A 12,074-nucleotide genomic window follows, 5' to 3' on the forward strand; every position below is an offset into this window, starting at 1 on the left:
ATAGGTTTTATCTTGAAACAGGACCAAGGAAATTGGCTTTCACCACGTCAATCAGTTTATCTCCCTCGTATAGTCCTAATTTTATTTCAGTTTTTCTTTCGCGGATGGATTGCTTTGGAAGAATGACAAAGAAGGAGCCCGAACCCTGACCTTCTTTCTTAACCGGAATTATATGTTTGGAGCCAATGATTTCCACTGAACCACCCATGTTTTCAATTCTGATTGTAAGTGGCACTTCTTCCACGGTTTTATTAGCAATTTTGATATTGTACAAATTCATCACGCTGTCTTGCCCACGGTCTTGATACAATTGCCCTGGGGCTCTCATTACAGTAGCGTCTACGTCTTTTCTGGTAAAAAGCAAGAAGCTGAGAATGGTTAATAATATTCCTAAGAGAACGGTGTATAATTTCATTCGCGTTGTATAATGGAGTTTTTCTCCATTCGCGATTCCGTTTTCAGATGCGTAACGAACCAAACCCCTAGGTTTGTTGATTTTATCCATTACATTATCGCAAGCGTCAATACAGGCAGTGCAACCAACGCATTCTAACTGGGTGCCGTTACGGATATCAATTCCGGTTGGACAAACCCTTACGCATTGAAAGCAATCAATACAATCCCCAATCGTTCTTTCTTCCTTTTTATTTACTTTTCCTCTTGGTTCACCTCTCTTATAGTCGTAAGCAACTATCATTGAGTTCTTATCGAGCAATACACTTTGTAAACGACCATAAGGGCATACTACTGTACAGGCTTGCTCTCTGAAATAGGCATATACACCATAGAAAACGAAAGAGAAGATGGTCAAACTCATGAGTCCCGGAATATGTTGTGTAACAGGCTCTGTTATGATCTTCCAAAGTTCTTTTCCTCCAATAATGTACGACAGGAAGAAATTGGCTATCACAAAGCTCATTAAAAAGAACACTAGATGTTTTGCACCTTTGCGGAGAATTTTCTCGGTATCCCAAGGACCATTGGCCATTGCTTTTTGTTTCCCTGCATCGCCCTCAATGAAATATTCGATTTTTCTAAAGAACATTTCCATGAAAACAGTTTGAGGACATACCCATCCACAGAACAATCGACCAAAAGCAGCGGTAAATAAGATGATGAATACGATGAACGTAATCATAGTAAGTCCGAAGATGAAAAAGTCTTGAGGCCAAAACACTTTTCCAAATAGGATGAATTTAGCTTGCGTTACGTTGAAAAGAAAGAGCGGTCTCCCGTTGATATAAATGAAGGGTATAGTAAAGAAAATAATGAAGAACAAATAGCTGACAATAGTTCTGGTAGTATAGAATCGGCCTTTGGGACGTTGAGGGAAGAGCCATTTTCTTTTCCCTTTTTCGTCTACAGTTGCAATTCTATCACGAAAAGTCACCTCCTCTTCAAATTGAAGAGAAGGTGCTTTTTGAGTAAGTTGATCTTTTGAGTTGGTTGTTTGCATTTTGCAAGGAATTTATTTTGTTACGGCCGGAGCTAAAGCAGTATCTTTTGCTCCCGCAGCCGAGTCTGCAATAGCAGGCGCGTCTTTATACAATTCTCCTTGAGGTGCTTTTGCATTCGCAGGATTGGTTCCTTTTAAACTGAGGATATAACTTGACAACTGCGCCATTTGATTAGGGGTTAGATCGTCTTTCCAGCTTTTCATCCCTTTATCGGGCCAGCCATATTTTATTGATTTGAAAATATCGCTAACGCTACCGCTATGGATCCAGTAATCATCAGTGAGATTCGGGCCAACCATTCCTTCAGCGTTCTTACCATGACAAACGGTACAGTTCTGAATGAACAGGGTTTTGCCGGCATCGAGATCTGTAGAAGCAGTCAACACTTTCACATTGCTTTCGTCTACATTATTAGCGGCTTTTTTAAGATACTCCGCTTGTCTTGCATCAGCTGCTTTCATTTCAATTGCCAATTCTTCGGCACTCAAAGGAGCGCTGTGTGCAACGTGATAACGGTATAAGTAAATGCCTGCAGCAACAATGGTGATGTAGAATCCCCACAACCACCAAGGTGGGAGACGGTTGTCCAATTCACGGATACCATCGTAATCATGGCCGAGGTCGATATCGGCTTCCTGTTCTGCCGGACGGAAGCTGTTGAATTTATCCCACCAGCTAAGACCGGGCTTTTTGCCGGCAGCTTCTACTACTTCACCTGATTCTGTTGCCACTACTGAACTGTACTTGATACGTTTGATTACGCCTTTCAATTGCAACAAAAGAAACACGATTACCAAAGTTTCGAGTGCCAGCACTCCCATTAGCAAATAGAAAGTAGTGCTGTCCATTCCGGCGATCAAGCCATCGTCAGCTACTGCTGCAGCTGCAGCGTCTTTAGTATCCTGGGCAAAACTTGAAATGCTTGTAAGTAAGCCGATGGCAAGTACTGCAGCGACTTTGGGTACATTCTTCTTTTTGTATTCTTCTACTTCGTATTTGGCAGCACCCAACAATACATTTGCAAGAATGCCAATAACTAATAAAAGCAAAAGACTTAGGAGCACCAGTGATATTACTACGGGATCAGAGATGCTTTGCTTTGCAGGTGGACCGGCTGCCCAAACAGGAGAGGCGATCACAGCTGCTACGGTGGCTAAAAAGCTCCGTTTTGTATATCGATGTTTTAAGAAGTTTAGCAACATAGTGTTGTGTTTTTTAGTCTAAAGGAATTTCACTGAGTTTGTCGAAGGTTTTCTTAGGCGTTTTCACCACATAAACCAGTGCTGCCAAAAAAATGGCTGCGAAAATGGCAAAAGAACTAAGCGCATACACATCAACGTGGCGTATTTTTTCGAGATAATGAACGAATTTCATACTGCTGTTTTTGATGGTTAATTAGATGCGGTTTCTGCTTTAGGAGCCAATTTGATGTCTTTGCCCAAGCGTTGCAAGTAAGCGATCAATGCCACTATTTCTTTCTTATGCAAATCCTGCATGTTTTCCATAAGGATCAGCTTGCGTACTTTATCATCGCTACTCAGGTCTTTTTCAATTTCCTTTGCTTGTTTTTCTAGTTCTGCTGTTGCCTTTTGATCATAGCCTGCTTCATAAGGAACCCCTAATGTTTGCATGGCTCTGATTTTTGCTGGGGTAGATTCTATATCTAGATCATTCTTGTATAACCAAGCGTAAGCCGGCATGATGGAGTTTTCGTCGGTTTGACGTGGATCGAACATGTGCATGAAATGCCAGCTGTTCGGGTTCTTGCCTCCTTCACGAGCTAAATCGGGTCCGCTACGTTTACTACCCCATTGGAATGGATGGTCGTACACAAATTCACCGGCTTTTGAATATTCACCGTAACGTTTTACTTCATCGCGGAACGGACGAACCATTTGAGAGTGGCAGGTATAACAACCTTCTCTCACATAAATGTCTCTTCCTTGCAATTCAAGCGGTGTATAAGGTTTCACACTGGCGATGGTAGGAACGTTTGATTTTATTAAGAAAGTAGGAACCAATTCCAACAATCCACCAATTGCTACAAGAATCAAACTGAATACTAACATGGTAAGAGGGCGGCTTTCAATCCAGCTGTGCCAGTGACGTTTACCGTGAGGTACTTCGTCATGAAGAGGAGCTGCTTCAGCTTCTTCGTTTGCAATAAAGCTTCCTTGTTTCGCAGTTTTAACTAGGTTGTACACCATGATCAATGCACCAACGAGGTACAACAATCCACCAATACTACGAGTGATGTACATAGGGATGATGTGCGTTACTGTTTCCAAGAACTGGAACTTCAAGGTACCTTCTTCTGTAAAGGTCTTCCACATCTGTGCTTGAGTAAACCCTGCCCAATACATCGGTACTGCATAGATCACAATACCAATCGTTCCCAGCCAAAAGTGATTGGTTGCTAATTTTTTACTGTACAAAGGAGTGTTCCACATCTTTGGTATCAAATAGTACAGCATACCAAAGGCAATAAATCCATTCCATCCCAAACCGCCAATGTGTACGTGTGCAATGGTCCAATCGGTAAAGTGGGAAATGGCATTGATGCTCTTGATACTTAATAAGGGACCTTCAAGGGTGCTCATACCATAACAGGTAACAGCTACCACAAAGAATTTCAATACGGGTTCTTCACGAACTTTATCCCATGCACCTCTTAATGTGAACAGACCGTTCAACATACCACCCCAACTTGGGAAGATGAGCATCACAGAGAATACTGATCCGAGAGATTGTGCCCAATCGGGTAAAGCGGTGTATAATAAGTGGTGTGGGCCAGCCCAGATATAGATAAAAATGAGCGCCCAGAAGTGAATGATAGAAAGACGGTAAGAGTAAACCGGACGATTTGCTGCTTTTGGCAGGAAATAGTACATGATACCCAAAATTGGAGTAGTAAGGAAAAACGCTACCGCGTTGTGACCATACCACCATTGTACAAGGGCGTCTTGAACACCCGCATACATGCTATAGCTTTTGAATAAGGATACAGGAATTTCAAAAGAGTTCACGATGTGAAGCATGGCAACGGTAACCCAAGTGGCAATGTAAAACCAAATGGCTACGTACAAGTGCTTCTCACGGCGCTTAATAATGGTGCCAAATAAGTTGATACCAAATACCACCCAAACAAGGGTGATCATGATGTCAACCGGCCATTCTAACTCAGCGTATTCTTTTCCGGTAGTAAATCCGGCGAATAAGGTGAGTGCCGCAGCTACAATGATACTTTGCCAACCCCAGAAATGAAGCCAGCTCAGTTTGTCGCTGAACATACGAGCCTTACAAAGGCGTTGCAATGAATAATAAACACCGGCGAACATACCATTTCCCACGAAGGCGAAAATGACAGCATTGGTGTGTACAGGTCTCAATCTACCAAAGGTGGTAGGGGCAAAATTGAACGTAGCGGCCGGATAGTAAAACTGGATCGCTACCAACAGCCCTGCTAGCATGCCTACAATTCCCCAAAGAACAGTAGCAAAGCCAAAGGCTTTCACAATCTTGTTGTCGTAATAAAACTTTTCTAATTGCATACAATTTAGTTTCTATGTTGGTATTGGTTATTGCTTGGTGGAAGTGGATTCTTTGGGTTTGTCATCGAATAACATTCGGAGTGGAGGCGAAAGCTCGTCGTCGTATTGCCCCGACTTCACACTCCACAAAAACGCAAAGAGGAAGAGGCTGGCAACCGATATACTGACGACTAGTAGGATGATGATAGCACTCATAGATTGAAATTTAGAATCGGGTGTAAAGCTATCTATGGATGCCGGCTTGATAAATGACAGGTCTCAAAGGAAAAGATGACTTTGGTCAGTTAAGAGACAAGTTTTTAAGTTGTTTAGTTTTTAGTTCTTTAGTATCAAACAAAAAAGGCTCTTGCATCAAGAGCCTTTTATATAACATAGCAATATTTTGAGTTTTTACTACTCAACAACTAAACCACTCAAAAACTTAATTATTTGTGGTTAGTAAACAGCCTCTTCCCCGCCACATTACTCAAGCCGAATGTGATCAGCAGAATGCTAATAGTACTGGCAGGCATAAGAATAGCGGCAACCATTGGAGAGAGAAGTCCCTTAGCTGCAATGGTAAGACCAATGGAATTGTAGATAATGCTTACAATAAAGGCTGTCCACACAATTCTTTTATTGGCAATACTGAGCTTGATGAATTGAGGCAACGCTTTTAATTGTGAAGCTTCTAGAATGGCATCGCTGGCTGGAGTAAAATTGTTACTATCGTCGGTGAGGGCGATGCCAATATCGCTTTTCTTTAAGGCCCCCGCATCGTTTAGTCCGTCGCCAATCATCATTACTTTTTCTCCCTTCGATTGAAGGCTCTGAATATAGCTCAGTTTGTCTTGTGGACTTTGTTCAAACAATAAATGAGAGCCCTTCGGGATCATTTTTTCCAATCTGTTTTTTTCTCCGGAATGATCACCGGATAAAATTGATATTTTATAGTTCCTGCCCAAATCTTGCATTAGTTTCGGCAAGCCCTCACGATACTTGTTTTGGATGGTGAAATAGCCAAGTGCAGTATTCTCGAATGCAATCCACACTTGGGTGCTTGGGTCGTATTTATCGTTTTGACCGGTAATGTAACTTTTAGAGCCCAAGGCTACCAATTCATTGTCTACAAATCCTTCTATGCCTTTTCCGGGTAATTCTTGATAGCCCGTCACAGACATGTTTGGACTGTACTGACCAAAATAGCGAACAATGGATTTGCTTAGCGGGTGACTCGATTGAGCAGCCAAGGATATCAATTGTTTGATCTGGTTGTGTGAAAGCTCTTTTCCGGTGTAGTGTATTTCCTGCTCTTTTGGATTGGTAATGGTGCCGGTTTTATCGAATACAATATGGGTGATCTCAGATAGTTGTTCAATGGCCATGGCATTGCGCATGTACATCTTCTTTCTCCCCATAATGCGTAAGATATTTCCATTGGTAAACGTATTGGAAAGCAGTAAGGCGCAGGGGCAGGCCACAATCAAAATAGAACTGATCACATGCCACATTTTTGTAGGATCATTCAACCACCAATAGATGCCGGCTCCAATTGCCAAAGAAAACAGTCCCACCGTGAAATAGCGGCTCAAGGCATCTACAAAAGAATGACGTTTTGAGGTTTCTGTTTCTTTGAATTGATCACCCGACCAAAGTTTGGTGAGATAGCTCTGGGTCACTTCTTTGATCACCAATAGCTCAATGGCGCCACCTGTTTGTTTGCCACCGGCGTAGATGATTTCTCCCATTTCTTTCAAAACAGGCACGCTTTCCCCTGTCACAAAACTATAATCAATCAGCGCTTTGCCTCGGGTTAAAATACCGTCGGCCGGTATCAGTTCTTCGTTGTGGATCTTAATGGTGTCGCCGTTTTTAATATTGGGTAAAGAAGTTGGTTTTTCTCCTTCTTCCGTTAAAACTGTTACTGCGATGGGGAAATAGCTGGTATAATCTCTTTCAAATGAAAGTTGTTCGTAGGTTTTGTCTTGAAGCACCCGACCAATGAGCATGAAGAAAACGATTCCTGTCATGGAATCAAAGTAGCCGGAACCGGTACCTGTAGTCACTTCGTACATACTTCTGATGAACGTTACAATGGTTGCCAGCGCAATAGGAGCATCGATGTTCAAGTAGCCATGACGCAGCGCTTTCCAACCGCTTTTGTAAAATGGGGTAGCACTGAAGAATACTACCGGAAGTGAGAGCAATACATTAATCAATCGGAAGATGCCCTGGAGCTGTTTCTCCGCGTCTTCCAACCCAAGGTATTCCGGAAAGCTCAAAAGCATGATATTGGCGAAGCAAAATCCGGCTACGCCCAATGGATAAATCAGCGCTTTGTTGAATTTGGATTTGCGTTCTTTTAGGTCGTTTAAACTGATATAAGGCTCATACCCAATAGCAGTAAGCAATTCGGCTGTTTTTCTTATACTGAATTGAGAAGGATCAAATACCACCACCACTTCTTTGCTTACAAAATTTACTTTCGATTGAATGATGGCAGGTTCCATTTGGTGCAGGTGTTCTAATAAGTATAAACAACTACTGCAATGCATTTGTGGGAGATAGAAGTTCACATGAACCTGACTGCTGTCTTTGAATTGAATCAATTTGTTACTGATTTCGGCATCGTCTAGGAAGGCGAATTTCCCTGAACGTACTTGCTTACGTTGGTTGATTCCCGGGTTGTTATTGAGTGAGTAGTATTCGCACAATCCGTTCTTTTGCAACAGTTGATACACCATTTTGCATCCATCGCAGCAGAAATGTTTGTCTGTCCACATCAAATCGTTGGTGGTACAAGATTCGCCGCAATGCGCGCAGGTTGTAGTAGAGCCGGCCGTAACACTTGCCATAAAAATCAGTTTGGGCGAAGGTATTTTTCCTAAAAAGGGAAAGAAATGAGCCACGTCAAACCAATTCTTGATATTCGTCAATTTACTGAGGGCAAAGGAAATATTGTTTAATTTTGAAGAGATCGGATTTAATATAATAAATAGCTGTTATGCGAAAAATTCTAGTAATCGACGATAATACAGACATCAGAGAAAACACAGCCGAAATTTTAACGTTAGCAGGCTATCAAGTAGCCACAGCTCCCAATGGGAAAAAAGGCGTTGAATCGGCCATGCAAGACCAGCCCGATTTAATTGTATGTGATATCATGATGCCGGATCTCGACGGTTACGGAGTCCTCCATTTATTGAAAAAGAACAGCGCTACAGAGAACATTCCATTTATCTTTCTTACTGCTAAAACAGAACGTTCCGATTTTAGAAAAGGTATGGAAATGGGAGCCGACGATTATATCACAAAACCCTTTGATGATATTGAATTGTTGAATGCCATTGAAATCAGATTGAAGAAATCCGATTTATTGAAAGAAGCCAGTGCAGCAGGTTCGGTAAATAACTTGTTGAAGAACTTGAATGAAAGCGGCATCATTACGCTCAATCCCGATCAGTACGACAGCAGTTTCCATGCAAAAAAGCAATTGATTTATTCAGAAACTAAAAGACCAAAGTTCTTGTACTTCGTGAAAGCAGGGAAAGTGAAAACCTTTAAAGTGCATGAAGACGGGAAGGAATACATTACCAATTTATACAGTGAAGGCGACTTCTTAGGATATACTGCTTTGTTGGAGAATTCCAGCTATGAAGACAGTGCTGAAGTATTGGAAGATGCAGAGGTAGTGGCTATTCCTAAAGATGATTTCTTAGATGCGGTTTATAAAGATATTTCTATTGCGGGCAAGTTCATTAAGCTCATTACTCATGATGTGAAAGAAAAAGAAGATCGTCTTCTGCATCTAGCTTACGATTCGCTCCGCAAAAGGGTAGCCAAAGCCCTGGTGAGCATTCATGAAAAATTCAACAAAGCCAGTGGGCACCAACAAATTGATATTTCTCGCGAAGACATTGCCCAATACGTGGGCACAGCCACGGAGTCTCTTATCCGTACCCTCAGCGATTTCAAATCAGAGGGATTGGTTGAAATTAAAGAAGGAAAGATTCGAATTGCGAATGAGGAGAAACTGAAGAACCTTTTGTACTAGGATTGAGAAGGATTTTCTTAGTTGGTTACATTACAGTTTCGGATTAATTTAAAACTAAGACTTAGGTATTTATCTTATACTTCGTAAATGAAGACATCTTTTCCTTATAGTACAGCAAGTATTCTAGATTCCGAAGACCAAGACTGGGCTAGGATTCTTAAAGTGTAAAGTAATATTCAATTTTATTTTAATTCAAGGCATTTATTTGATGGCTATTTCGGTGGGAATTCTTTTTTTAGACAACTCAAAACAAGCTTTTCTTAACTCACTCGATAAGTGTTAACCATTAGCAAATGTTAATAAATTATTTAGTTGATTTTTGTATTGGTATCGTTTGTATATTTGAGTTATAACGGTAACGTTATATAATAACCTTAAACCTTTTACTAGCTTCTTATGCGAATCAGGCATTTGCTTACAATTGTATGCATGGTGCTGTTGAGTCAGATATCTACTGCCCAGGTGGCAAAGACTGATTCAACGCTGGCAAGTCTCTCCGACAAAGCCATAGATAAGCTTTCCTCGAAAGCCGATAAGCTAGCATCGAAGCTTCACAAAAAATCACAAAAGCAATTAGATAAGTTTGAAAGAATAGAAAAAAAGGCACTGCGTAAGATTGCTTTGAAGGACTCTATTCTTGGAAACTCGCTGCTCAAAGAATCCAAGGAGAAGTATGCAGCAATGAAGAGTAGACTCCGCTCCGGAAGGCTTGAAACACTCGGACTCGACAACTACTTAACTAAACTCGACAGCCTTGAAACCGGTCTAGCCTGCATTACAAAGAATTTTGATATTTCATCTAATGAAAAGTTGGCTAGCATTTCTAATGGAATTAAGAGTATTTCATCACTGAAGCAATCGTATAAAGATGCCGGGTCTGTTGGTGCATTTCTAAAGCAGCAACGAAATCAGCTCAAGCAGTATTCGACAAAGTTTGGCTTAGATCGACAACTAAAGAAGCTAAGCAAGGACTATTATTATTATGGTCAAATGGTAGCAGACTACAAACAGGTATTGAACGATCCATTAAAGCAACAAGAGTTGGTGTTAAAGGTGATTCGAAAAGTTCCGATGTTTTCGGAGTTTTTTTCCAAGCATTCTGAACTAGCTTCTTTGTTCCCTAATAATGGAAATATCGGGACCGCCGCCGGATTAGTAGGTCTGCAAACCACTGCAATGGTGCGGCAAGGGATCCAGGGCCAATTGCAAGGTGCCAGCACCGCTCAAATAAACGCTCTTCAGCAACAGATTACACAGGCTCAGCAAGAGTTGAAGCAATTGAAACAGAAATTGAGTCAAATGACATCGGGTAACTCTGAAATGGAAGTACCGGATTTTACACCGAATTCGATGCGCCGAAAACCCTTTGCAAAAAGACTTGAATACAATGCTAATATTCAGTCAACGAGGAACACCCCCTTTTGGCCTACCACCTCAGATATCGGATTAGGACTTGGATTTAAACTAAATGATCGAAGTGTTATTGGACTTGGTGCTAGTTATAAGTTGGGGTGGGGAAGGGATATTCGTAATATTAAAATAACACATGAAGGTTTGGGGTTACGCTCCTACATTGACTGGAGGTTGAAAGGATCTTTTTATTTGTCGGGAGGTTATGAGCAAAATTATAGACAGCGAATTGAAAACATTAGTCTTTTAAAACAGACCGACTACTGGCAACAAAGTGGGTTATTGGGGTTATCGAAGAAGATCGCTGTAAAGAAGAAAATGAAGACAGATATTAAATTGTTATTTGATTTTTTATACAGACAACACGTTCCCGAAACGCAGCCAATTTTGTTTCGGGTAGGGTATTCCTTTTGATATAAGCGTATTAGGAAGTACTTGGAGGTTACTTTATCGCTTATTTAGGTAAGAAGCGTTTATTTTAAAGAATATAGATCATGTTAAAACTAGTTCAATTTATTGCGGCTCTATTGCTAAGCGGACAGCTTTTCGCTCAATCTAACACATGGTCTGATGCGGATCACGCATTAGCGGTTTCAAAAATGGAGTTTAAAGCGAAGCGGGTAGTGCCCCCCGCTCCTGAAGCCGCTGCGCTTGGGCAGTTTGGTAATGTACCTGTAAGTTTGTTTACTGGTACACCGAGAATAAGCGTTCCATTAGATGATTTGAAAGGTGCATCGTTGAGCGTGGGAGTAAGTCTCTCGTACAGTGCTTCTGGATTCAAACCGCAAGATATTCCTACATGGGCTGGTGCGGGCTGGACGTTTTCAGCAGGCGGTGTTGTTACGCGGAGTGTGATGGGGAATCCGGATTTAATTGGTAATTATTACACAGGAAATAATTCTTGGAATTTGCCTTCTACAGATAATCTCTTCGCGAACTATAATTTCATGGATTCTATTCAAAAAGGTTTGAAAGAGGTGCAGCCCGATGTTTTCTATTTCAACATGAATGGTAAGAGTGGCAAGTTTTATATTAAACCCGATTTATCTGTTTTTAAAAAGGAAAAGGACAATATACAGATTAGTCATTCGATCACAGCTAATTGGAATACATCCAATTTGAATAAGTTTGTAATAACAGATGAACAAGGGGTGGTCTACGAGTTTGGAGAAGTAGAAGTTTCTACAATGACATTGGACGACGCTACTACATCCGTACAACAGCCGATGACTTATTCCTATCCAAGCAGTTGGTATTTAACGAAAATGACCTCGCCTGATGGCAAAGAAACAATTGAGTTTACTTATTACACAACTAGCCAGAATCATACTTTGTTTCAATCTTATTTAGGTAGCGGAGCAGTGACTACGGGCATTAAAATTGGAACCTCAGGTTCAGTTTCACCCAGCTCTGTATTCTCATTGTCTCCTGCGGTTAGCGTATCAAGAAAGTATCTTCAAAAGATTTCATTGAAGAAGAATAACGCTATCGTTGGATTTATCGATATTGTAAGCGTTGCAAACACTAGACAAGATCTAAGTCCAGGTAGTTTCCCTGATGAAAGACTTTTGCAGAGTGTTAAATCCTATAGTTTGAATAGTCTAAATACGTTTACTCAAACTA

The 12,074-nt window shown here is 41.1% G+C and carries 9 protein-coding genes; 3 read left to right on the top strand and 6 right to left on the bottom strand.

The genetic code is table 11. The features are described from left to right. Positions 1-7: 7 nt before the first annotated feature. The 6 genes from ccoG to ACQ2HE_RS15495 form a co-directional block, all read right to left on the bottom strand. The gene (gene ccoG / locus ACQ2HE_RS15470; protein ID WP_430901039.1) at positions 8-1,456 is read right to left on the bottom strand and encodes a cytochrome c oxidase accessory protein CcoG; all 1,449 of its coding nucleotides are present in this window, start codon (positions 1,454-1,456) and stop codon (positions 8-10) included. A 12-nt stretch (positions 1,457-1,468) separates the two neighbouring features. Then, positions 1,469-2,659 (bottom strand): cbb3-type cytochrome c oxidase N-terminal domain-containing protein, encoded by a 1,191-nt coding sequence (locus ACQ2HE_RS15475; RefSeq protein ID WP_430901037.1) that lies wholly within the window; start codon positions 2,657-2,659, stop codon positions 1,469-1,471. Positions 2,660-2,672: 13 nt separating this feature from the next. Then, positions 2,673-2,831, bottom strand: a complete 159-nt coding sequence (locus tag ACQ2HE_RS15480; protein WP_430901035.1) for a CcoQ/FixQ family Cbb3-type cytochrome c oxidase assembly chaperone — start codon at positions 2,829-2,831, stop codon at positions 2,673-2,675. A 17-nt stretch (positions 2,832-2,848) separates the two neighbouring features. After that, positions 2,849-5,008 (bottom strand): cytochrome-c oxidase, cbb3-type subunit I, encoded by a 2,160-nt coding sequence (gene ccoN / locus ACQ2HE_RS15485; RefSeq protein WP_430901033.1) that lies wholly within the window; start codon positions 5,006-5,008, stop codon positions 2,849-2,851. A 27-nt stretch (positions 5,009-5,035) separates the two neighbouring features. Then, the gene (ccoS, locus tag ACQ2HE_RS15490) at positions 5,036-5,203 is read right to left on the bottom strand and encodes a cbb3-type cytochrome oxidase assembly protein CcoS (RefSeq protein ID WP_430901031.1); all 168 of its coding nucleotides are present in this window, start codon (positions 5,201-5,203) and stop codon (positions 5,036-5,038) included. A 230-nt stretch (positions 5,204-5,433) separates the two neighbouring features. Then, positions 5,434-7,842, bottom strand: a complete 2,409-nt coding sequence (locus ACQ2HE_RS15495) for a heavy metal translocating P-type ATPase (RefSeq protein ID WP_430901029.1) — start codon at positions 7,840-7,842, stop codon at positions 5,434-5,436. Positions 7,843-7,991: 149 nt separating this feature from the next. Between ACQ2HE_RS15495 and ACQ2HE_RS15500 the strand changes: the two genes are divergently transcribed. The 3 genes from ACQ2HE_RS15500 to ACQ2HE_RS15510 all read left to right on the top strand — a co-directional run. Further along, a complete protein-coding gene (locus tag ACQ2HE_RS15500) occupies positions 7,992-9,041 on the top strand; it encodes a response regulator (protein WP_430901027.1) in 1,050 nt (349 codons plus the stop codon). A 396-nt stretch (positions 9,042-9,437) separates the two neighbouring features. Further along, complete coding sequence (locus ACQ2HE_RS15505; RefSeq protein ID WP_430902466.1) at positions 9,438-10,865, top strand: hypothetical protein; 1,428 nt, start codon at positions 9,438-9,440, stop codon at positions 10,863-10,865. Between the two features lie 80 nt (positions 10,866-10,945). Beyond that, positions 10,946-12,074: hypothetical protein (locus ACQ2HE_RS15510; protein ID WP_430902467.1), on the top strand; the 1,129-nt coding region annotated here is incomplete at its 3' end.

The sequence above is a fragment of the Endoryza foliicola genome (assembly GCF_050589245.1).
Lineage (GTDB): Bacteria > Bacteroidota > Bacteroidia > Chitinophagales > Chitinophagaceae > Endoryza > Endoryza foliicola.

Excerpts from the sequence above, each read along its gene's own strand:
- ccoG (WP_430901039.1), bottom strand. The coding sequence starts at position 1,456 with ATGCAAACAACCAACTCAAAAGATCAACTTACTCAAAAAGCACCTTCT.
- ACQ2HE_RS15475 (WP_430901037.1), bottom strand. The coding sequence starts at position 2,659 with ATGTTGCTAAACTTCTTAAAACATCGATATACAAAACGGAGCTTTTTA.
- ACQ2HE_RS15480 (WP_430901035.1), bottom strand. The coding sequence starts at position 2,831 with ATGAAATTCGTTCATTATCTCGAAAAAATACGCCACGTTGATGTGTAT.
- ccoN (WP_430901033.1), bottom strand. The coding sequence starts at position 5,008 with ATGCAATTAGAAAAGTTTTATTACGACAACAAGATTGTGAAAGCCTTT.
- ccoS (WP_430901031.1), bottom strand. The coding sequence starts at position 5,203 with ATGAGTGCTATCATCATCCTACTAGTCGTCAGTATATCGGTTGCCAGC.
- ACQ2HE_RS15495 (WP_430901029.1), bottom strand. The coding sequence starts at position 7,842 with ATGGCAAGTGTTACGGCCGGCTCTACTACAACCTGCGCGCATTGCGGC.
- ACQ2HE_RS15500 (WP_430901027.1), top strand. The coding sequence starts at position 7,992 with ATGCGAAAAATTCTAGTAATCGACGATAATACAGACATCAGAGAAAAC.
- ACQ2HE_RS15505 (WP_430902466.1), top strand. The coding sequence starts at position 9,438 with ATGCGAATCAGGCATTTGCTTACAATTGTATGCATGGTGCTGTTGAGT.